The organism is Pseudomonas sp. WP18 (assembly GCF_036689585.1).
Classification (GTDB): domain Bacteria; phylum Pseudomonadota; class Gammaproteobacteria; order Pseudomonadales; family Pseudomonadaceae; genus Aquipseudomonas; species Aquipseudomonas chlororaphis_E.
Genome location: NZ_CP144758.1, coordinates 4,171,238 through 4,191,063 on the forward strand (window position 1 = coordinate 4,171,238; position 19,826 = coordinate 4,191,063).

At 61.9% G+C, this 19,826-nt stretch carries 19 protein-coding genes; 9 read left to right on the forward strand and 10 right to left on the reverse strand.

Going from position 1 to position 19,826, the window contains the following annotated elements; genetic code table 11:
* Window positions 1-102: 102 nt before the first annotated feature.
* The gene (locus V5F23_RS18385; protein WP_042727850.1) at window positions 103-750 is read left to right on the forward strand and encodes a DUF480 domain-containing protein; all 648 of its coding nucleotides are present in this window, start codon (window positions 103-105) and stop codon (window positions 748-750) included.
* Here the strand turns inward: V5F23_RS18385 and V5F23_RS18390 are convergent, their stop codons facing one another.
* Entirely contained in the window at window positions 751-1,569 is an 819-nt protein-coding gene (locus V5F23_RS18390) for a shikimate 5-dehydrogenase (RefSeq protein WP_123579783.1), read from the reverse strand.
* Window positions 1,570-1,747: 178 nt separating this feature from the next.
* Here V5F23_RS18390 and V5F23_RS18395 point away from each other — a divergent pair, with 178 nt between their 5' ends.
* Window positions 1,748-2,098: a hypothetical protein gene (locus tag V5F23_RS18395; protein WP_042727852.1), complete on the forward strand. Its 351-nt coding sequence runs from the start codon at window positions 1,748-1,750 to the stop codon at window positions 2,096-2,098.
* Between the two features lie 191 nt (window positions 2,099-2,289).
* On the opposite strand, the gene V5F23_RS18400 is transcribed toward V5F23_RS18395, so the two are convergent.
* From V5F23_RS18400 to V5F23_RS18420, 5 genes are all read right to left on the reverse strand, one after another.
* Window positions 2,290-3,807 (reverse strand): nucleobase:cation symporter-2 family protein, encoded by a 1,518-nt coding sequence (locus V5F23_RS18400; protein WP_042727853.1) that lies wholly within the window; start codon window positions 3,805-3,807, stop codon window positions 2,290-2,292.
* A 141-nt stretch (window positions 3,808-3,948) separates the two neighbouring features.
* Window positions 3,949-4,767, reverse strand: coding sequence for an arylamine N-acetyltransferase (locus V5F23_RS18405; protein WP_042727854.1), 819 nt, complete (start codon window positions 4,765-4,767; stop codon window positions 3,949-3,951).
* Window positions 4,768-4,867: 100 nt separating this feature from the next.
* The gene (gene xth / locus V5F23_RS18410) at window positions 4,868-5,662 is read right to left on the reverse strand and encodes an exodeoxyribonuclease III (RefSeq protein ID WP_042727855.1); all 795 of its coding nucleotides are present in this window, start codon (window positions 5,660-5,662) and stop codon (window positions 4,868-4,870) included.
* Window positions 5,663-5,731: 69 nt separating this feature from the next.
* Window positions 5,732-8,311 (reverse strand): EAL domain-containing protein, encoded by a 2,580-nt coding sequence (locus V5F23_RS18415; protein WP_123579782.1) that lies wholly within the window; start codon window positions 8,309-8,311, stop codon window positions 5,732-5,734.
* A gap of 96 nt (window positions 8,312-8,407) precedes the next feature.
* Window positions 8,408-9,979, reverse strand: coding sequence for a diguanylate cyclase (locus V5F23_RS18420; RefSeq protein ID WP_338473705.1), 1,572 nt, complete (start codon window positions 9,977-9,979; stop codon window positions 8,408-8,410).
* A gap of 272 nt (window positions 9,980-10,251) precedes the next feature.
* Here V5F23_RS18420 and chrA point away from each other — a divergent pair, with 272 nt between their 5' ends.
* Together chrA and V5F23_RS18430 are read left to right on the forward strand one after the other, a co-directional pair.
* The gene (chrA, locus tag V5F23_RS18425; protein WP_042727857.1) at window positions 10,252-11,607 is read left to right on the forward strand and encodes a chromate efflux transporter; all 1,356 of its coding nucleotides are present in this window, start codon (window positions 10,252-10,254) and stop codon (window positions 11,605-11,607) included.
* A 132-nt stretch (window positions 11,608-11,739) separates the two neighbouring features.
* The gene (locus V5F23_RS18430) at window positions 11,740-12,228 is read left to right on the forward strand and encodes a hypothetical protein (protein WP_042727858.1); all 489 of its coding nucleotides are present in this window, start codon (window positions 11,740-11,742) and stop codon (window positions 12,226-12,228) included.
* A gap of 50 nt (window positions 12,229-12,278) precedes the next feature.
* Here V5F23_RS18430 and V5F23_RS18435 read toward each other — a convergent pair whose 3' ends face one another.
* A complete protein-coding gene (locus V5F23_RS18435) occupies window positions 12,279-12,527 on the reverse strand; it encodes a hypothetical protein (protein WP_212802828.1) in 249 nt (82 codons plus the stop codon).
* A 263-nt stretch (window positions 12,528-12,790) separates the two neighbouring features.
* Here V5F23_RS18435 and V5F23_RS18440 point away from each other — a divergent pair, with 263 nt between their 5' ends.
* Window positions 12,791-13,276 (forward strand): hypothetical protein, encoded by a 486-nt coding sequence (locus V5F23_RS18440; RefSeq protein WP_237614113.1) that lies wholly within the window; start codon window positions 12,791-12,793, stop codon window positions 13,274-13,276.
* A 159-nt stretch (window positions 13,277-13,435) separates the two neighbouring features.
* Here V5F23_RS18440 and V5F23_RS18445 read toward each other — a convergent pair whose 3' ends face one another.
* Both V5F23_RS18445 and V5F23_RS18450 read right to left on the reverse strand, forming a co-directional pair.
* The gene (locus tag V5F23_RS18445) at window positions 13,436-14,317 is read right to left on the reverse strand and encodes a TIGR03915 family putative DNA repair protein (RefSeq protein WP_080921996.1); all 882 of its coding nucleotides are present in this window, start codon (window positions 14,315-14,317) and stop codon (window positions 13,436-13,438) included.
* Window positions 14,308-15,528, reverse strand: a complete 1,221-nt coding sequence (locus V5F23_RS18450) for a putative DNA modification/repair radical SAM protein (protein ID WP_042727860.1) — start codon at window positions 15,526-15,528, stop codon at window positions 14,308-14,310. Before V5F23_RS18450 ends, V5F23_RS18445 begins: the two co-directional genes overlap by 10 nt.
* Window positions 15,529-15,695: 167 nt before the next feature.
* On the opposite strand from V5F23_RS18450, the gene V5F23_RS18455 reads away from it, so the two are divergent.
* The 4 genes from V5F23_RS18455 to V5F23_RS18470 all read left to right on the forward strand — a co-directional run bounded on the left by V5F23_RS18455 (window position 15,696) and on the right by V5F23_RS18470 (window position 17,816).
* A complete protein-coding gene (locus tag V5F23_RS18455; RefSeq protein ID WP_123579870.1) occupies window positions 15,696-15,866 on the forward strand; it encodes a YhfG family protein in 171 nt (56 codons plus the stop codon).
* Window positions 15,866-16,465 carry a putative adenosine monophosphate-protein transferase Fic gene (locus V5F23_RS18460; RefSeq protein ID WP_042727861.1) on the forward strand — a complete coding sequence of 200 codons (600 nt, stop codon included), beginning with the start codon at window positions 15,866-15,868 and terminating at the stop codon, window positions 16,463-16,465. Before V5F23_RS18455 ends, V5F23_RS18460 begins: the two co-directional genes overlap by 1 nt.
* Before the next feature lie 64 nt (window positions 16,466-16,529).
* Window positions 16,530-17,252, forward strand: coding sequence for a metallophosphoesterase (locus V5F23_RS18465; protein WP_042727862.1), 723 nt, complete (start codon window positions 16,530-16,532; stop codon window positions 17,250-17,252).
* 87 nt (window positions 17,253-17,339) lie between these two features.
* The gene (locus V5F23_RS18470; RefSeq protein WP_042727863.1) at window positions 17,340-17,816 is read left to right on the forward strand and encodes an SMI1/KNR4 family protein; all 477 of its coding nucleotides are present in this window, start codon (window positions 17,340-17,342) and stop codon (window positions 17,814-17,816) included.
* A 71-nt stretch (window positions 17,817-17,887) separates the two neighbouring features.
* Here V5F23_RS18470 and V5F23_RS18475 read toward each other — a convergent pair whose 3' ends face one another.
* Complete coding sequence (locus tag V5F23_RS18475; RefSeq protein WP_042727864.1) at window positions 17,888-19,513, reverse strand: methyl-accepting chemotaxis protein; 1,626 nt, start codon at window positions 19,511-19,513, stop codon at window positions 17,888-17,890.
* Window positions 19,514-19,826: the final 313 nt, after the last annotated feature.

Sequence of the window (19,826 nt, forward strand, 5' to 3'; positions counted from 1 at the left end):
GCGAATCAAACGGAGGCGATTATAGCCACGGCTTGTTGCATCGCTTGTCTTTTATTGCGCAAGGATTAGGCTAGGCGGCTTCCACAGCATAGGGAGCGCGCGATGAGCATCGAAGAACAAAACCAGGCCGAAGAACCACGGCTCACCAGCACGGAAATCCGCATCCTCGGCGCGCTGGTCGAGAAACAGGCGACCAACCCCGAGACGTACCCGCTGACCCTCAATGCCCTGGTCCTGGCCTGCAACCAGAAGACCAGCCGTGAACCGGTGATGAACCTCAACCCGGGCCAGGTCGGCCAAAGCCTGCGGGCACTGGAAGGCCGCGGTTTCACCAGGCTGGTCATGGGCAGCCGCGCCGACCGCTGGGAGCACCGGATCGACAAGGCCCTGGAGCTGGTCCCGGCCCAGGTGATCCTGATGGGCCTGCTGTTTCTGCGCGGCCCGCAAACGGTCAACGAGCTGCTGACCCGCAGCGCTCGCATGCACGACTTCGAAGACACCGAACAAGTGGTGCATCAACTGGAGCGCCTGATTGCCCGCGGCCTGGCGCTGCTGGTGCCACGCCAGGCCGGCCAGCGCGAAGACCGCTACGTACACGCCATGGGCGACCCGGCGGACATCGAAGCGATTCTCGCCGCCCGCCACCAACCCACCGAGCGTCATACGGCGGGCGGTGTGTCGCTGGAACGCATCGAAGAGCTCGAGGCGCGGATCGCGGCACTGGAAGAGCGCCTGGCAAGGCTGGAGTGATCAGGACCGGGCGAAGGCCACGGCTTTTTCAAACTGCTCAAGGTTGGGCCGCACCCCGGTATACAGCACGAATTGCTCCAGGGCCTGGAGCGCAATCACTTCCAGCCCGGTGATGACCCGCTTGCCTTCGGCCCGGGCGCGCACGATCAGCGGCGTTTCCGAGGGGATTGCCACCACATCGAACACGGTCTCGGCGGCGGCGATGGCCTCGGGGTCGAACGCCAACTGGTCGGCCTCCGGGCCGCCGGTCATGCCGATCGGCGTGACGTTGACCAGCATTTGCGGCCGCAGGCCACCCAGCTCGGCCTGCCATTCGTAGCCCAGGGATTCGGCCAGCGCCCTGCCGGCGGTTTCATTACGGGCCACGATCAACCCCTTCTTGTAGCCGCCGTCGCGCAAGGCACTGGCCACAGCCTTGGCCATGCCGCCGCTGCCGCGCAGGGCGAAGGTCGAATCCTTGGGTACGGCGTGGGTCTGAAGCAATTGCTCAACGGCGATGTAATCGGTGTTATAGGCCTTCAAATGGCCATTGGTGTTAACGATGGTGTTGATGGACTGGATCGCCGCCGCAGAAGGGTCCAGCTCATCGACCAAGGCGATGCAGGCTTCCTTGAACGGCATCGACACTCCACAGCCGCGAATACCCAGCGCGCGAATCCCGCCCACCGCGCCAGGCAAGTCCTGGCTGCTGAACGCCTTGTAATAGAAGTTCAGGCCCAGTTGCTCATAGAGATGGTTGTGGAAGCGCAGGCCGAAGTTGCCGGGCCGCCCCGACAGGGACATGCACAACTGGGTGTCTTTGTTGGGATTGATCTGCATGCGGTTCTCCTTGCATTCACTTTCAGACAGACGGGATCACCGCCCCGGCCGACCTTACACAATATTTACCCAACGGCGTTGTGAATCCTGAGAAAATCGCTGTCATAGCCAGTAACCCCGCGACCCTCATCGGGTCTGCTACAGACCACAGGCGACGGGGCCGGAACGAGGAACAGCCATGAAACGTAAACTTCCCATCATCGCCCTGCTCGTGGGGGCACTCGCGGTCACCGGCCAGGCTAGCGCACATGGTCGTGGTGGTTGGGAGGGGCCCGCAGTGTTCGGCGCAATCGTCGGTTCGGCCATCGTTGGCTCGGCCATCATCAACCGTGACCGGCCGGTGTATGTGCAGCAACCGGTCTATGTCCAACCGCAGCCGGTCTATGTGCAGCAGCCACCCCCCGTCTACTACCAACCTCAGCCGGTGTATGTAGAGCAACCCATCTACTATCGCCCAGCGCCGGTGTATTACGGGCCACCACGTGGCTATTACTACGGCCCACCTCGCGGTCATTACGGCCGCTGGTAACCCAATTGTTGTGACAAAAAAACCAGCCTGTGACCGCGCGTCACAGGCTGGTTTTTCAGTTATGGCGCAAAAAAGCAGCGCGATGTGGGAGCGAGCTTGCTCGCGAATGCAGTGGGCCTGTCACATCTTCATCACCAGACAAGCCGCCTTCGCGAGCAAGCTCGCTCCCACAGGTCAGTGCCGTTTATGGGTCAGACGTGCTCGCTGCTTTTCTGGCGCACCGGAGCCTGTTCGACTGGGTGGGACGGTTCGGCCACCACCGGGATTTCGTTGCCATCGCAGTCGTGCAGTTTGCCATCGCTGAAGTAATCACCTTCGCGCAGCGCCGCCAGGTCCTGGTAACGCAACACCCGCTCGGTACCCGCGGCGAAGACCGACTGCTGGTCGGAGTTGCCCGTGGTGAAGTGGTTGAACGCCAGGTTCAGCATGATCGCCATGATGGCCGAGGAACTGATGCCCGAATGGAAGATGGTCGCGAACCAGCTCGGGAAATGATCGTAGAAGTTCGGGGCCGCGATGGGAATCATGCCGAAGCCGATGGAGGTGGCAACGATGATCAGGTTGACGTTGTTGCGATAGTCGACTTTCGACAGCGTACGAATGCCACTGGCCGCCACGGTGCCGAACAGCACGATACCGGCACCGCCGAGGACCGAGGTCGGCACCGCTGCGATGACCCGCCCCATGAACGGCAGCAGGCCAAGCACCACCAGGAACACCCCGCCGGTCGCGACGACGAAGCGGCTCTTGATCCCGGTCACCGCCACCAGCCCGACGTTCTGGGCGAAGGCACTCTGGGTGAAAGAGCCGAAAATCGGCGCGATCATGCTCGACAGCATGTCTGCCCGCAAGCCGTTACCCAGGCGTCGGGAGTCGACCTTTGTGTCGATGATCTCACCCACCGCCAGGATGTCGGCGGAGGTTTCCACCAGGGTTACCATGATCACGATGCACATCGACAGGATCGCAGCGATGTGGAAGGTCGGCATGCCAAAGTGGAACGGAGTCGGGAAGCCGAACATCGGGCCCTGGCTGACCGCGGAAAAGTCCGCCATGCCGAGGAACACCGCAATCACGGTGCCGATGACCATCGCCAACAGAATCGACAGGCGCGAGATGGTGGCGCTGCCCATTTTGCTCAGCAGCAACACCAGCACCAGGGTCACCGCCGCCAGGCCGATGTTGGCCAGGCTGCCGAAATCGGCGGCGTGGCTGTTGCCCCCCATCGCCCAACGCGCCGCCACCGGCATCAGGGTCAGGCCGATGGTGGTGATCACGATGCCGGTGACCAGCGGCGGAAAGAACCGGGTGATGCGCGAAAACACCGGCGTAATCAGTAAACCGATCAGCGAGGCGGCGATCACCGCGCCGAGAATGGCTTGAAAGCCGCCCTCACCGCCGCTGCCGACAATCGCCACCATGGTCGCGACCCCCGAGAACGACACGCCTTGCACCAGCGGCAACTGGCAACCGAAGAACGGCAGGCCGAGGGTCTGCAACAGCGTCGCCAAGCCCCCCGCGAACAACGACGCGGCAATCAGCAGGCCGATGTCCGCCGGCGACAGCCCGGCCGCCTGGCCGATGATCAACGGCACGGCGACGATGCCACCGTACATGGTCAACACATGTTGCAGGCCGTAGGCCATATTCGCGCCGACACCAAGGTTCTCGTCCTCGGGCCGTGGAAGTGAAACATGGGGCGTTTTCATGGTTCGGGGGTTCCCTGTTTTTTGTTATGCGCACACTGTATTCAAAACTTAGGACAAATGTCCATAGAGTTGTATACAACTTACCAGTCGCATCATGGACAGAGAGTCAGCGCCAGGATCAGGCGCTCCCCACTGCCCTGCTCAGAGCAACCCCATCACAGCCGGACGCAAGAGGTCCCGGGGCGGCAGTCGCAGGTCGAACTCGGTTTCCAGCAGCGCCATCAATTCATCGGCATCGGCGATCACGCGTCGCTCGCTCTCCTGCCCTATCCGGTGCACGGCATAGCTATTGCCGTTCAGGGTCTTGCGCAAACCGTCACCGGTGCGGGCCACCATCAGGCGCCCCATGAACGGCGAGTCAGGGTGACTGCACACGTACCAGTTGCCGACGGTGTAGTCGATGTCTTCCTGGCGTTGCAGGTCGAACAGGTACATCGGTCGCCATTCGTCACCGACCTTGGCACGCAACAGGTAGCCGTCCTCGTGCACGTCGATGCGGTACGGTTCATGGGGGGTGAATTGGCTGTCCCGGCTGTCCAGCAGCAGCGGCGCGGTGGGCACCATGCCGCCAAAGCCGACGTCGGTGATGTAGCGCACACCGTCGAACGTCACCAGGCTCAGACGATGGGTGCGCGCAGGCCAGGCACCCTCCGGAGCGTTCATCACCACCCGTCCGGTGATGCTCCGGGCTTCAAAGCCCAATGCCTGTAACAAGGCCAGGAACAGTTGGTTGAGCTCGTAGCAATAGCCACCACGGCCTTGCTCGAAGACCTTTCGCTCAACCGATTCGAGGTCGATGGCCACCGGCTGGCGCAGCAATGTCGAGATCGTTTCGAAAGGGAATTGGGCGGTGTGGCGTCTTTGAAGTTGCCCTAGCGTCTCGAGCGTTGGGGCGGGCGGCGTGTCGAAACCCAGGCGCCGCAGATAGCGGGCCGTATCGCTCAGTTGTGCACGACTCATGACGGTGTCCTTTACCGGTCTGGCGCAGCGCTACCAGACAGCGCGCTGCGGATGGCGCCAGGTATAAGCCATTACCCGTCGGGTGACAACGCTTCGCTGCTCAGCGCCGCTTGCGCGAAGCCAGGCGGATCCAGGTGGGCGCATGGTCGCTGGGGTGTTCCTCGTTCCGGACCCAGGCATCCACGCCCGCCTCGCTCAGGTAAGGACTGGCCACCGGGTTGAGCAGCAAGTGATCGATGCGCAGTCCGGAGTTTTTCTGCCAGTGCTGGCGGAAATAATCCCAGAAGGTGTAGATCCGCTCGTCCGGGTACAGGTGGCGCAACGAATCGGTCCACCCCTGGTCCAGCAGACGCTGGTAGCACTCGCGGCTCTGCGGTTGCAGCAACGCGTCCTTGAGCCAAGAGCGCGGGTTGTAGATGTCCAGGTCGGTGGGCACCACATTGTAGTCGCCGGCCAGCACCACCGGGTGATCGCTGGCTTGAAGCCCTTGGGCGTACTCGATCAGCCGCTCGAACCAGGCCAGCTTGTACTCGAACTTCGGCCCTGGCTGCGGGTTGCCGTTGGGCAGGTAGAGACACCCCACCAGCACGCCGTGCACCGCGGCCTCCAGGTAGCGGCTGTGGCTGTCGCCTTCGCCACCGGGCAGGCCGCGACGGCTCTCCAGCGGCTGCGCATCACGGGCGAGAATCGCCACGCCGTTCCACGACGCCTGACCGTGCCAGATCGATCCATAGCCCACCGACTCGATCTCCGCCGCCGGAAAGTCCTTGTCGAGCGCCTTGAGTTCCTGCAGGCAGACGACATCCGGCTTCTCTCGCTCCAGCCATTGCAACAGGTTCGGCAGCCGCGCCCGGATGCCATTGATATTGAAGGTCGCAATACGCAGGTTTTTCATGGGCCAACACTCGAAAGACCGGGACACTGGCTGTGACCGGCGACAGCGCCCGGTGGTTGCAACGCGTTCTCAGGAGCCGGTTTTCGATAAGGCCTGACGGTCTTGCAGCAGGTGCGCGAAGGCCTGTTTGTCGATCGGGCGGCTGAGGAAGTAACCCTGCACTTCATGGCACTGGTCCGAGCCCAACGAGCCCAGTTGGGCCAGGGTCTCGACGCCTTCGGCCGTCACCGTCAGGCCCATGGCCTTGCCGAGGTTGATGATCGCCTGCACCACCGCCCGGTCATTGCTGCTATTGCTCATGGAGGCGATGAAGCGTTTATCGATCTTGATGCCGTCGAACGGGTACGTGCGCAGGTAGCCGAGGGACGAATAACCGGTGCCGAAATCGTCCATGTTCAAGCGCACACCCAGTTCCTTCAGGGCGTTCATGGTGTGCAGCGCGCCGTCCACGTCGTTGAGCATCACGTTCTCGGTGATTTCCAGTTCCAGGCGGCTGGCCGGAAACCGCGTCTCGATCAACACCCGGCGCACGTCTTCCACCACGTCGCTGCGCTCGAACTGCGCTGGCGACAGGTTGACCGACACCATCAGTTCGCCGGGCCAGCTCAGCGCGGTTTCACAGGCTTCGCGCAATACCCAGTGGGACAGCGGCACAATCAGGTCAGTCTGTTCGGCCAGCGGAATGAACGCATCGGGGCCCAGTAGCCCCTGGGTCGGGTGCTGCCAACGCACCAGCGCCTCGACGGCGACGATGTCACGCCCATCGACGGTGTAGCGCGGCTGGAAATGCAAGACGAATTCGTGTTGGCGCACGGCTTGGCGCAGGTCGCTTTCCAGTTGCCGACGGTGCTGGATCTGGTCGTTCATCTGCGAGGCGAAATAGCACCAGGTTCGCTTGCCTTCGGACTTGGCCTGATACAAGGCAATGTCGGCGCAACGGATCAGCTCACCGGGCACGTGGCCCTGGCGACGACTCACGGCGATGCCGATGCTGGCACCGATGTGCAGCGAATGGGTTTCGTAATGAATCGGTTGCTGCAGGCTCCCGATCAAGCGCTCGCAGAATCGGTCGATCTCGGTGGTGTGCTCCATGCCACTGAGCACCACCACGAACTCATCGCCGCCCAGCCGCGCCACCAGGTCCTGCTCGCGGGTACAGTCGCGCAGGCGCTGGGCCACTTCCAGCAATACCGCGTCACCGGCCGGGTGACCGAGGGAGTCGTTGATCGGCTTGAAGTTGTCCAGGTCCACCATGAGCAACGTCAAGGGTGGGGCATGCTCCTTGGCCAGCAGCGCGTCGTCCAGGTAACGTGCCAGCTTGTTGCGGTTCGGCAGGCCCGTCAGCGCATCGTGCAACGACAGATGCTGGACCTGGGCGTGGGCCGCCACCTCGTCGGTGATGTCACTGGCGGTGCCGCGGTAGCCCACCACCGCGGCCTTGTCGATAATCGGCCGCGCCGACACCCGGCAGAAGCGCAATTGCCCGGAATGATCGCGGTAGGAGCAACGCAGGTTGCTGGCGCTCTGCTCCTGGGTGAGCGTGCCCAACCAGAGGGCGATCGGCGTCGTGTCGCAGTACAGCAGTTGTTCGATGTCCTGCCCCAGCCATTGTCGATCGGAGAACCCGGTAACGGTGCCGAAGCGTCCGGACAAGTAGGTGATATGCCCTTCGCCGTCGATTTCCCAGATCCAGTCGGAGGCCGCTTCCGCCACGGCGCGAAAGCGTTCCTCGCTGGCTTCCAGGGCCTGCGTCGAGCGCTCCAGGCTGTCGTAGCTGGCATCCACCTGGCGCGCCGTGCGCAGGGCATAGCGGAAGAAATAAGCCGTCAGCAGCGCCAGGATCAGCAGCGCGCCGCCCAACGGCGGCAACAGCGACCACAGCAGATGCTGGCCCGGACGCTCCAGGCGCGAGACCAGGCTGTAACCGGTGCTGTCCAGCGGCACGGCGGGCTGGCCGGGCGCCAACTCGGAATCCTTGACCAGGTGCAGGTCGGTCAGCCCGTAGTTCTGGCCCAGCGCGCGCAGCTTGACATGGGTCAGTTGGTCGACGAACACCAGCACCGATGTACCTTGGGGCGCGACCCGAGGGCGCTCGTCATTGGGCAGGATCACCGAGGCCGTGACGATGGCCGGCCAGCCCTCGAACAGGGTGTAGCGGACCGCCGGGGCGGTCAGGTCGGCCTGCGCCTGTAACTGATCCACCAGCGGCTCCAACGGCATGTCCATGTGGGCGCGCGCGTCAGTCTGCTGGTGCTGCCCGCGTACCACGGCGTACTTGGTGCGCTCACGGTCGATGACGAACACGCCTTCATAGCCGTCATTGGTGAACAGGGTCTTGCCCATGTTCTGGTCGGCATAGGCCCATTGCACGTCGACCTCGCCGTTGAGGTGCTCGTAGGCCGTGGTCCAGTAGGTGTAGCTGGTGATGTAGTTCTTCGACGCCGTGATTCGGTTTTCCACCGCGCGTTCGGTGTAGAAAAAGTTCTTGCGCACATCTTGCGCGTCGAGTTGCCGTGCAATGTTGAACAGCGCGACGACGGCCACCAGCACCCCCAGTACAAACAGCCCACCGACGGCCGCCACCAGGCGACGGGTGATCGGGGTGTGACGAGGGGTGTTCGAACGCGTAGTCGTGGCTGCAAAATCCATTGGCCTGCTCCTGTCCTGTCGACACCGGCTTCGATGTCAAGAAGCGCCGTGTCTGAACAATGGACCCTGGCCAGGCCTCGATGATTCCAACCAATCTCAGCGGTCCGAGCGCTCCAGCGCGTCGAGGCCGCCTTCCATGGACAAGGCCGCCACGCGATTGCGCCCATTGTGTTTGGCTTGATAGAGCGCCGCATCGGCCCGCTGGATGAACACCTCGATGCTGTCCAGGCTGCTGGGGACGAAGGCGTAGCAGCCCAGGCTCACGGTCAGGTAGCCGGTGGGGGAACCGGAATGGGTGATGTGCTTGTCGATCACCCGGCAACGGATCTGCTCGGCCAACGCCAGGGCGCCTTGCAGGTTGGTGTCGGGCAGCAGCACCCCGAACTCCTCGCCGCCATAGCGCACCGCGAGGTCGGCCTTGCGGTGGCAGCAGTCCTTGAGCACCTTGGCCACCTCCGCCAGGCAATGGTCCCCGGCAACGTGCCCGTAGGTATCGTTGTAGCGCTTGAAGAAGTCGATATCGAGCATGATCAGGCTCAGCGGGCTGCGCTGGCGGGCGCCGCGGCCGAACTCGACATCCAGCGCCCGCTCGAACAGCCGACGGTTCGCCAGCCCGGTCAAGCTGTCGTGGGTGGCGATCATTTCCAGGGTTTTCTGGGCCTTGCGCAAGTCCGCCTCGATCCGCTCGCTGTTGCGCACCTGGCGCACGAAGACCCAGCCGAACAGGCAGATCCCCACGACCACCAGGGCCACGATCAGGCTGGACTGGAATGCCCTGTCGTGCCATCCGGCCAGGATCGCATCTTCAGACATTGCGGCGGTGACCATCAGCGGGTAGCTGCGCAAGTGATCGTGCCCGTAAAGCCTGACCACGCCATCGACGGTAGAGCGGATGATCGAATCGCCCGACATCGCGCCCGGCAGGTCGTGATTGAACAAGTTCTCCTCGGACAGTGGCCGGCCGATCCGCGCCTCATCGAAGGGGCGACGGGCCAACAGCGTCCCGTCGGACAAGGCCAGGGCCATCTCGCCTTTATCGTCCAGGCTGAAGCTTCTGAAGAACTTCTCGAAGTAGGACATCTTGATGCCGGCCATCAGGACGCCCTGGAAGTCACCGTTCGCATCGTTCAGGCGCCGGGAGATCGGAATGATCCATTCACCGTTCTGGCGGCTGTGAATCGCCGGCCCGATGTGGGCGATCAGGGACGCATTCTGTTGGTGGAAAAGGAAGTACTCCCGGTCTGCCACCCCTGCCCCCCTTTGCAGATTGTCAAAGGAGGTCACGACCCAGTGGCCGTGCTTGTCGAACAGAAACAGACCATGCAACTGCTCGAGCGATTGCACCCGGCGTGCGAAGTTGTTTTGCAGGCGCGACTGCAAGGCCGGGCCGAACCCATCGACCTGGATCCAGTCCGCCAGGCTGTCGAGGACCACATCGGCCTGCAGGAACGTGTCCTGGGCCTGTTGGGCCATGGCCCGGGTCAGGTTGGCCGAGGCGATCCGCGCCGTCTCCAGGTCGTGACGGCGGGACTGCTCCACTTGCAGGTAAAGCAGACCACACAGGCACAGGCACACCGCCGCAATGAAAATGACTGCGGCCTTGAGCAAGGGTAGGCGTTTGAGGGCACCGCCGGGGGGATGGAACGGGTCGATAATGGGGATAGGCAAGCGAATTCCTGAGGGGGGCAAAACCCTGGGCAAACCGCTCAAAGCCCCCAATGCGCAAGAGCTTAGCCTACCGCTTGTGGAGCAGCAATTTGCCTGTATTTGCCAGCCGATAGGTGGCGTAATGGATCCAAAATCCGCCCGTGGGTCGCGACACGTTACGGGCAAAAAAAGCGCATGGTCTTGCTTGACTGCCCGACATCAGCCCGGCTATCTAGGTCAACCCGCGCCTGCCGGCGCAACTCGTCCTCGACTGCCAAGTGCCCTCGCCGACCATGAACACACCGACCCGAACCGTCGACGAAGCCTTGTCCCGCCCTTCTGCCGTCGGCTTGCGTGAAGCCTTCTGGTTCTGGCTCAAACTGGGTTTCATCAGCTTCGGCGGCCCCGCCGGACAGATCTCGATCATGCACCAGGAACTGGTGGAGCGCCGGCGCTGGATCTCCGAGCGACGCTTTCTGCACGCGCTCAACTACTGCATGCTGTTGCCAGGGCCGGAAGCCCAGCAACTGGCGACCTACCTGGGCTGGCTGATGCATCGCAGTTGGGGCGGCGTCATCGCCGGAGCGCTGTTCGTGCTGCCCTCGTTGTTCATTCTCATCACCTTGTCGTGGCTGTACATCGCCTTTGGCGAAGTGCCGGTGGTGGCGGGCCTCTTCTACGGGATCAAGCCAGCCGTGACGGCCATCGTGGTGCATGCCGCCCACCGGATTGGTGCCCGCGCGCTGAAGAACAGCTGGCTGTGGGCGATCGCCGCCGCCTCGTTCACCGCCCTATTCGCCTTCAACGTGCCCTTCCCGCTGATCGTGCTGGGTGCCGCTGCCGTCGGTTACCTGGGCGGCCGCTGGGCGCCGGAAAAATTCAGCCTGGGCGGCCAGGATGCCAGGCACTCATCCTTCGGCCCGGCGCTGATCGATGACGACACCCCGACCCCGGACCATGCCCGGTTCAGCGCCTTCAGGCTCGCTCGGTTGGCGATCGTCGGCGCCCTGCTCTGGATCTTGCCAATGGGGCTGCTTACCGCTGTGTTCGGCTGGGACGGCACCCTGACGCAAATGGCCTGGTTCTTCACCAAGGCCGCGCTGCTGACCTTTGGTGGCGCCTACGCGGTCTTGCCCTACGTGTACCAGGGCGCCGTCGAACACTTCGGCTGGCTGACGCCGACCCAAATGATCGACGGCCTGGCCCTGGGCGAAACCACTCCTGGCCCGTTGATCATGGTGGTGGCATTCGTCGGTTTCGTCGGCGGCTACGTGACGCAAGTGTTCGGCCCCGACCAGGCTTTCCTCGCCGGCGCCGTGGCCGCCGCGCTGGTGACCTGGTTCACCTTCCTGCCGTCGTTCCTGTTCATCCTGGCGGGTGGCCCCCTGGTGGAATCGACCCACAACGCGCTGACATTCACCGCACCGCTCACCGCGATCACCGCCGCCGTGGTCGGGGTGATCCTCAACCTGGCCTGCTTCTTCGGCTACCACGTACTCTGGCCCCAAGGCTTCTCCGGTGCCTTGGACTGGCCCTCGGCAATCATCGCCTGCGCCGCGGCCGTGGCCCTGTTCCGCTACAGGCGCGGAGTGATCCAGGTGTTGCTGGCGTGCGGGCTGACCGGGTTGGCGGTGCATCTGTTGCGTTAGTTTTATCCAGGATAACGTCGGCTACCGCCTCGGCCAACACAACCGCCCAGCAGCGCTCATGACGCAGCGCAAGACGGACGCCGGTGTCCTTAAGCTAAGCTCAACCCCATCATCACGACAGGGACAATCGACATGAGCAAGGCAGACGAACTGGCCGCCAAACTGAGGCAAGCCCAGCAGACCCAGGCCGACAACGACCACTGCGCCGACCTGGCAATCGAACACTGGCCCGCCCAGGTCAACGAGCTGTACCGCCAGATCGAAGCCTGGCTGGCCCCGGTCTGCGAGGCCGGCCTCGACATTCGGCGTAACCCTACCCACGTCTTTGAAAGTCATTTCAGCGGGTCGACATACAACTATGCGATCGATCAACTGGTCATCGAGGGAAATGCCCGGCGCCTGACCTTCGATCCCGTTGCCCGCTTCACCCCAGGCGGCGCCGGGCGCATCGACATTCACATGACCGGCCAGCAAAGCTGCCTGCTTCGCAGCCTGGGTGAACATGGCGAATCGGTGTGGCACATAAAGACCGTGGATCAAGCTGCGCAGTCGCAGCCTGACCCCATTGCCATGGACGAAGAGGCGATGCTTTCGGTGGTGGAAAAAGGCCTGGGCCTTTAACGAAAAGGGGCGACCTTCACAGGTCGCCCCTTTTCATTGAACAGAACCGATCAGCCGCCGGTTGGCGTGGCGGTGGCGACGAGCACATCAGGCAGGATGTCGATCGACGACGGTGTCACGCGCGTCGTCGACCTGCCCATTAGCAGGTTCAAGGCGTTGTCGATTTCGTCCGCCGCGCCTTGGGCGTAATGGGCGTTCGCCCAGCTCCAGTAGCGTTCGGACACCAGCCCGCCGACCGCCTGTGCGCACAATTCGTCACTGCTGAGACCCATCTTTCCCGCAGCAGCGATCACGGCCATAAGGGCTTGTTCTAAATGGGAAATACGCTCGGTGGTCACAACGAAAAACTCGGAAGATCACGAGCACGAAGTTTACCAGCATATCAATATGCCACCAACCACAGGCGCTCAACGGTCGTCGCCTTTCGCCGCGCGGGAGCGCCTTCGTAGGCCGGCGGGCATTGGTTATGAATACACTCTTTAACAATTTAATCACTGCTGGCGCCTAAAGTCCCTCGTTAGCGAGCCGATAGCCTCGAACACCTACACATTCAGGCGTGAGCATGATCAACATCAACGCACAAATCTCCAGCAGCCTCCAACAATCGCTGATCAAACTGGAGCCCAAGAAGTCCGAAGATGAATCGCAGACATCGGCGATCGCCCCCACCACCGGCGCGCCAGTGGCGGGCGTGAAGGTCTCGCTGTCGGGTGTCGGCCTGCAAAAATCCGCAGATGAACGCGCAGCCAATGCCAACAAGGACATTGAAGAAAGCGGGCTGCCTGACACCGTGCAGAAGGTCCTGAAAATGATCCGGGAACTGAAGCAGAAGATCGCAGAGAAGCAATCGGAAATGCAGGCGCTGATGGCCGACCAGAGCATGACTCCAGAGACCAAGCAGACCAGGATGGGCGCGCTCCAGGCAACGCTTTCCACCCTGACCGCCAGCCTGCTGACAGCGACCGCGTCCCTGGACAAACTCACCAAGAACGGCAACTTGTCCGCTACCCAGGTGCAACAGGCCAGTCAGTTGGCGATGAAGGGCTAAAGCGCGAACCCGTTACGCTCACAAAACCCTACCCATGGTGCGGATGGGAGGGATTGAAAAGCAGCTAGCAGCCCTGACGAAGGAGTTGCATAGAATGTTGGCAACGCCCAAGCCTGGCCAATTCAGAGCCCAGGCCTGGATGTGAGCTGAAAAGCCCAATCAATCAGGCGTGAGGCACACGCCCAACGAGGTGCCATCATTTCTCGCGGCCACCACAATCCGCTTGCCGGCCTGCTCCTTCACCTCTATCGCCTGCCCATCGCGCTGCTTACCCTGGCGCGCCTGCCCGACCAATTGGGGAATCAATCCGCCCTCCGGCAGGTGCTGCCAGAAGCGCCCGGGCATGTGCTGGCGCAGCGCCTGGGGATTGAGCCGCGCCGGGTTGAAGATGTGTCGGTAATAGGTGCGCCACAGCTCGGCGCCCGGATCGTCGGCGTGACGTGCCCACTGTCGCCACTGCTCAGGGCACTGGCGCCGGTAGTCAAGCGACTGGCCGTCGAAGCGGATACCGTCGCGGGGCGTTGCGATCAGCCAGCGTTGCCGTCCCAGTCGTTCGGCAAAATGACCACTGGCGCTCTCGAGGATGTCATGGGCGGGCTCATGGAACGACACAAGGTCCAGTTGCAGTCGCTCGGCCAACGCGGGTGGCAAAGGAACGAAGCGCACGAAGGCGTGCAGGTGATGAGCTTCGCGACTGACCTGTTTGATCCGTCGCTGCAGTTCACTGCCCAGGCGATCGCCGGCGAGCATGGCGGTGCGGTCGCCATGGGCCACGCGCCAGAGCACTTCATACAGCAGGTTCCAGCGTTGTTCGCCGAGGTAACGGCCCGCCTGTTCGAGTTGCGCCAACAAGGCCGCCGGCACCCGCGTGCGGAACGGGCCTGGGCCTGATGGCAGCGGCGTCGGCACGGCCAACAGGTCGGTGATGGGACCTTGGGCCCACGTCACGTCACTGGGGTCGATGCCATGCCCAAGCAGCGTCCGGGCCTGGTCGCGCCAGGTCGAGAAGTCGTCATCGCAATCCAGCGCGATCATCCCCATAGCCCCATCTGCACAGGTCGCTGGGGATCGCGCAGACGCGCCCGCAAAAGGCCGCTGCGCACCTGGGCTTCAGCGGGCCGGTAGTCGCTGGTGATGATGAACGGCCGCGCCTTTTCCAGTACGCAACGCAACTGCACCAGGTCGTCATAGCGGACCCGACGCTCCCGCCGTAGCACCACCAGTCGTTGCACGCTGCGCAGGCCGATCCCGGGAATACGCGCCAGCAACGCAGGCTCGGCGCGGTTCACATCCAGCGGGAAAACCTCCCGGTTGGCCAGCGCCCAGGCGAGCTTGGGGTCGATGTCCAGGTCGAGGTTGCCGGCGTTACCCAAGAGTTCGCCGGCCTTGTAGCCGTAGCCGCGCATGAGAAAGTCAGCCTGGTAGAGCCTGTGTTCGCGCAACAAGGGCGGCGCTGCCAACGGAACGCTGGCGGGGCTATCGGGAATAGGGCTGAACGCCGAGTAATAGACCCGGCGCAAACCATAGCCTTGGTACAGCGATTCGGCATTCTGCAAGATGGCATGGTCATCGGTGGCATCGGCGCCGACGATGACCTGGGTGCTTTGCCCGGCTGGCGCGAACCGCGGCGCCCTCGCCTCCCCGGCCACCGCCTGCTGTCCGTCATGGATGGTGCCCATGGCCTGGCGAATCGTGGTCAGCTGCTTTTCCGGTGCCAGGCGCTTGAGGCTCGCCTCGCTGGACAGCTCGATATTCACGCTCAAGCGATCGGCCAGCCGCCCGGCCTCTTCGATCAACAGCGGGTCGGCGTCGGGAATGGTCTTGAGGTGGATATAGCCACGAAACTGATGGTCCTCGCGCAGCAACCGTGCCACCCGCACCAATTGCTCCATGGTGTAGTCAGCCGAGCGAATGATGCCGGAGCTCAGGAACAGGCCACTGATGCAATTGCGGCGATAGAAATCTAGGGTCAAGCGCACCACTTCCTCTGGCGTGAAGCGCGCTCTCGGCACGTTGCTGGAACGACGGTTGACGCAATACTGGCAGTCATACAGGCAGAAATTGGTCAGCAGCACCTTCAACAGCGACACACAACGCCCATCCGGCGTATAGCTATGACAAATACCCATGCCATCCGTAGCGCCCAAGCCATCGCGCCCCCGGGAGCTGCGCTTGGGGGCACCACTGCTGGCGCAGGACGCGTCATACTTGGCAGCGTCGGCGAGAATGCCGAGCTTGGCGATAAGTTGCATGAAGGCCTCTCGATACTGGTTATAAACACAGTATTTTGAGATGCATGGCATTGCAAGGGCCATTGATCAGCTCACTTCCCCCAGGAAGGCCCATAGCGGCTGCGTCATAGGTCCGACCTCGCGAGATGGGCTATAATCGGCTTACGTTCGCCATTGAGATCAAGCCCATGGGCACTGTCAGCCTTGAAGCGAAAAAAGCCTACGCGGCCAGGACACGTCGTTCCAACTATGCCGCCAGCCTGCGCCTGGAAGGTTTCAAAGTGAGCTTCTCCGAGAGCGATTGCAAAATGCCAACGCGCGAAGAAGTGTTGAAAACCTTCACCAAGACCCGAGCCTGATGCCGGACAAATATGGTGTCGGCGAAGACGCCTATTGCTACCCCGGCTCTACAATCCTGCGTAATAAACTCGATATCCGTGACGAATCGACCTTGAGCGAAGCCGAACAACAGCTCTCGGCCATCGCCGCGGACAACGTCGAATTCAGCCCTCCCCCTTATAGCCTGGGTTATCTTCAGGGCATTCATCAGGTGCTCTTCTGCGACCTGTATGAATGGGCCGGACAATTGCGAACCGTTGGAATGGCCAAGCAGGACACCCGTTTCTGCCAGCCGTCATTCATGGAGGCGCAAGCCGGGAAAATCTTCAAGGGCATGGCTGCACAGAACTGGTTTGAAGGCATGGGTCGCGCAGACCTGATCAACGCCGTGGCAGAGGCCTATTCAGAGATCAACGTCATCCATCCTTTTCGCGAAGGCAATGGCCGCGCTCAAAGGATTCTCTTCGAACACCTCATCATGAACGCCGGTTTTGAGATCAGTTGGTGGGGCATTGAGAAAGAACAGTGGATCGACGCCAACATCGCGGCTTATCACTGCATGCTCGAGCCCATGCAGCACGTGTTTGAAAAATGTATTGGCAGCCCGATTCGCCCGTAAGATAGCACCGGTCATCTAAAACGCGTTTTCCACAGTCTTGCGACTTCCCCCCTAGAACACCGGCATGAATACGATAAGCACATTCCCCTCCAACCCAGAAGGCCGCGACTTTGTCGTGGGGGACGTTCACGGCCACTTCAAACTTTTAAGCATCCTGCTGGAACGCTCGAAGTTCGATGTGGAACGGGACCGTCTTTTCTCCGTCGGCGACCTGATCGACCGCGGCCCCGACTCCCTGGAAGTGCTCGACTGGCTTTCGCAGCCCTGGTTTCATGCTGTGCGGGGCAATCATGAACAGATGCTGATCGACTGCATCGGCGGCAACGGCGACATTCCCAGGCATACCCGCAACGGCGGTGCCTGGCTCTATGAACTGCCGCCCCCCGTCCAGCATGAACTTTCCAAGGCGCTCCAGGCGCTGCCATGGATCATTGAAGTCGACTTGCCGGACGGCAACACCGTCGGCATCGTGCATGCCGAAGCGCCACAGACGCAGAAAGGTGACGACTGGCAGACAGCCAAAGCAGCCCTGCAAGGGCAACTGGGAGAAATTTGCCGCCTGCGCGCGCTAAGCATGGCGCTGTATGCCAGGGAAAGGATCGAGGAGCAAAACAGTGAACCGATCAAGGGAATACACCAGCTCTACGTCGGCCACTCGACCGTACCGAGCGTGAAGCGCCTGGGCAACGTCGTCTACATCGACACCGGCTGCTCCTTTGGCGACGGTGCCTTGAGCCTGATCGAGCTCAACAGCGAAACCGTCACCCACCTGCGCATGAGCCCATGATCGCTGCGCCGCACAGAATTCCATGCCCATTCAATCGGCTTTGAATCAACGATATTCAACTCGCGCCGCCGTGAACAGGAGAACGCCATGCATGAGCAGCCTCAAACCCACCGCATTCACGAACTGCTGACCCTCGTCGGCCTGCGTGTAGCGCCGCAAGTGGCAGCCACGTTTCGTCCACCCGCCACTCACGCAGATATCACCCGGATCGAACAAACCCTGGGCGCGCCACTGCCGCCGTGCCTTGCTCAGCTATTGCTTTGGCATGACGGACAAGAATGGAACGCGCCACTGCGCGACAGCGACAATCGCCGCCTCCTTGCAGCCCATGAAATTGTCGAGGTGATGACGTTTTTCCTCGATCCAGAGGAGGAGTTTCTCGAGCCATGGGGGCGCTATTGGGTGCCGTTTTTGACCAATGACTCGGGCGATTACGTGGTGGTTGATGCCTCGCCAACCGGTAGCGGGGAGCTCATCGCTTATTGGCACGACTGGGAAAACCGGGATGTTGAACATCACTCCCTGCTGGAATGGGCGCAGGGGCTGGTTGAAGAGCTGGGCTGATTACCAACACTCCCTCTGTTCCAGCATGCCGCTCGACGCTACGACGAGGGCATGCTGGAACAACGACCTTGTCAGACCTTGAAGCGAGCAACCAGGCGATTCAACTCAACCGCCAGGCTGGCCATCTCACCGCAGGCACTGGCGGTCTGACTGGCGCCCGCCGAGCTCTGGACAGAAAGCTCGCGAATACTGGTCAGATTCTGGTCGACCTCGCGGGCCACCTGCGATTGCTCTTCGGAAGCGGTGGCGATCAACAGGTTACGCTCGTTGATCTGGGTGATGGCCTCGGCGATCTGCTTGAGCGACATATCGGCTTTCTGCGCCACCGAGATTGAGCCGTTGGCCATCTGGGCGCTCACGCTCATGGCCCCCACCGCCTGGGTCGAATCGGCCTGAATCGCGCTGATCATTTGTTCGATTTCCTGGGTGGATTGCTGGGTGCGGTGTGCCAGGGCCCGCACTTCATCGGCCACTACCGCAAAGCCTCGGCCTTGCTCACCGGCGCGGGCGGCTTCAATCGCCGCGTTCAGCGCCAGCAGGTTGGTCTGCTCGGCAATCGCACGAATCACCTCGACCACCTTGCTGATGTCCTGGGCCCTGCCTGACAACGCCTTGACCTGGTCACCCGTGGAAACCACGTTACTGGCCAGGCCTTCAATCGCTTTTAGCGTTTGTGCCACATTCTCGATACCCGAGTGTGTGAACGCCATAGACTCGCGAGAGGATTGCGCGGCGGCTTCGGCGTTACGGGCAACTTCGTCTACCGCGGCGCTCATTTCAGTCACCGCGGTGGCGGCCTGATTGACTTCATCGTTCTGCTGCACCAACCCGCGACTGGCCTCTTCAGTCACTGCGGTCATTTCTTCCGAGGCCGACGCCAGCTGGGTGGAGGAATCGGCGATATGGGCGATCGTTTCCCGCAGATTGCTCTGCATCTTCGCCAAGGCCCCCAGCAGGCGCCCAGCTTCATCGCGACCCGTGATCCCGATCTCTCGGGAAAGGTCGCTGCTGGCAATCCGCTCTGCAACCGCCAGGGCGTCGCTGATGGGCGAGGTGATGCTGCGGATCAGCACTGCCGCCAGCGCCACGGTGAGTACCACGGTCACCACAAGCAGGCCGATCACCAGCGTCACGCCATTGCTATAGGTGGCGGAGGCATCCAGGCCTGCACGCTTGGCGCCCTCCTCGTTAACGCTCAAGAGCGCGTCCGTCTTGTCCTGCAGGGTGTTGGTCATCGGGCTGATGCGTGTGTTGATCAGGGCAATGGCTGCGGTGTTGTCACCCTTTTGCAGCAGCGGCTCCAGCTCATCCAACAGTTTGAAATACTGCTGCACATCAGCGGACACCGCCTGGTAACGCTCACGTTCTGCCGGCGAGGAAACCAAGGGCTCGTAATCGCTCACAGCGTTCTGCAGCGTGCTGCGAAAGCCGCTCAACGAAGTAATGCGGGCTTGGCGCTGTTGTTCATCGGTGGTCACCGTGATGCGGATGCTTTCAAGCCGCAGGCGCAAGATAGCTGTCTGCATCTTGCCGGCCTGCCGGATGCTCGCCATCCAGTTGGTTTCGACATCCTGCTCCGAGTCCCGAAGCTTACCCATTTGCATCACGGCAACAATGCCCAAGACAAAAACCACCAGGACAATGAGTGAGAAGAAGGCGGCAGACCTTGGGGCAAGGTTCATAGCTCTAACGTTCATGTTTTTATCTCTTGAAAGGGTCGATACGTCGCTGCTGTCATTCCAGGCTATCGACTAAGGTGCTCTGCCCTGCACACCACCCGTCAGGTCAGCCCTCTAGACATCCACCCCCTCGCCTTACCGTCCAGATTCCCGATGCCTCTATACCTAGCTCCCCCGCAGCAATTGTCTCGTCGCCTCAGTGTTGCACCCATGATGGATTGGAACCTCTCAAAAAAGGGCACAAAAAAGGGGGACAGATTTATTTAGTCTCGACCTCGTACCTACACGGATCACAGAGAAAAAGATCGCCGACAAGCGAAGCCCCGGACAG

Excerpts from the sequence above, each read along its gene's own strand:
- xth (WP_042727855.1), bottom strand. The coding sequence starts at position 5,662 with ATGAAAAACCTGCGTATTGCGACCTTCAATATCAATGGCATCCGGGCG.
- V5F23_RS18395 (WP_042727852.1), top strand. The coding sequence starts at position 1,748 with ATGAAACGTAAACTTCCCATCATCGCCCTGCTCGTGGGGGCACTCGCG.
- chrA (WP_042727857.1), top strand. The coding sequence starts at position 10,252 with ATGAACACACCGACCCGAACCGTCGACGAAGCCTTGTCCCGCCCTTCT.
- V5F23_RS18450 (WP_042727860.1), bottom strand. The coding sequence starts at position 15,528 with ATGCAACTTATCGCCAAGCTCGGCATTCTCGCCGACGCTGCCAAGTAT.
- V5F23_RS18400 (WP_042727853.1), bottom strand. The coding sequence starts at position 3,807 with ATGAAAACGCCCCATGTTTCACTTCCACGGCCCGAGGACGAGAACCTT.
- V5F23_RS18440 (WP_237614113.1), top strand. The coding sequence starts at position 12,791 with ATGATCAACATCAACGCACAAATCTCCAGCAGCCTCCAACAATCGCTG.
- V5F23_RS18385 (WP_042727850.1), top strand. The coding sequence starts at position 103 with ATGAGCATCGAAGAACAAAACCAGGCCGAAGAACCACGGCTCACCAGC.
- V5F23_RS18475 (WP_042727864.1), bottom strand. The coding sequence starts at position 19,513 with ATGAACGTTAGAGCTATGAACCTTGCCCCAAGGTCTGCCGCCTTCTTC.
- V5F23_RS18415 (WP_123579782.1), bottom strand. The coding sequence starts at position 8,311 with ATGGATTTTGCAGCCACGACTACGCGTTCGAACACCCCTCGTCACACC.
- V5F23_RS18435 (WP_212802828.1), bottom strand. The coding sequence starts at position 12,527 with ATGGCCGTGATCGCTGCTGCGGGAAAGATGGGTCTCAGCAGTGACGAA.
- V5F23_RS18455 (WP_123579870.1), top strand. The coding sequence starts at position 15,696 with ATGGGCACTGTCAGCCTTGAAGCGAAAAAAGCCTACGCGGCCAGGACA.
- V5F23_RS18465 (WP_042727862.1), top strand. The coding sequence starts at position 16,530 with ATGAATACGATAAGCACATTCCCCTCCAACCCAGAAGGCCGCGACTTT.
- V5F23_RS18390 (WP_123579783.1), bottom strand. The coding sequence starts at position 1,569 with ATGCAGATCAATCCCAACAAAGACACCCAGTTGTGCATGTCCCTGTCG.
- V5F23_RS18405 (WP_042727854.1), bottom strand. The coding sequence starts at position 4,767 with ATGAGTCGTGCACAACTGAGCGATACGGCCCGCTATCTGCGGCGCCTG.
- V5F23_RS18470 (WP_042727863.1), top strand. The coding sequence starts at position 17,340 with ATGCATGAGCAGCCTCAAACCCACCGCATTCACGAACTGCTGACCCTC.
- V5F23_RS18430 (WP_042727858.1), top strand. The coding sequence starts at position 11,740 with ATGAGCAAGGCAGACGAACTGGCCGCCAAACTGAGGCAAGCCCAGCAG.
- V5F23_RS18460 (WP_042727861.1), top strand. The coding sequence starts at position 15,866 with ATGCCGGACAAATATGGTGTCGGCGAAGACGCCTATTGCTACCCCGGC.
- V5F23_RS18445 (WP_080921996.1), bottom strand. The coding sequence starts at position 14,317 with ATGGGGATGATCGCGCTGGATTGCGATGACGACTTCTCGACCTGGCGC.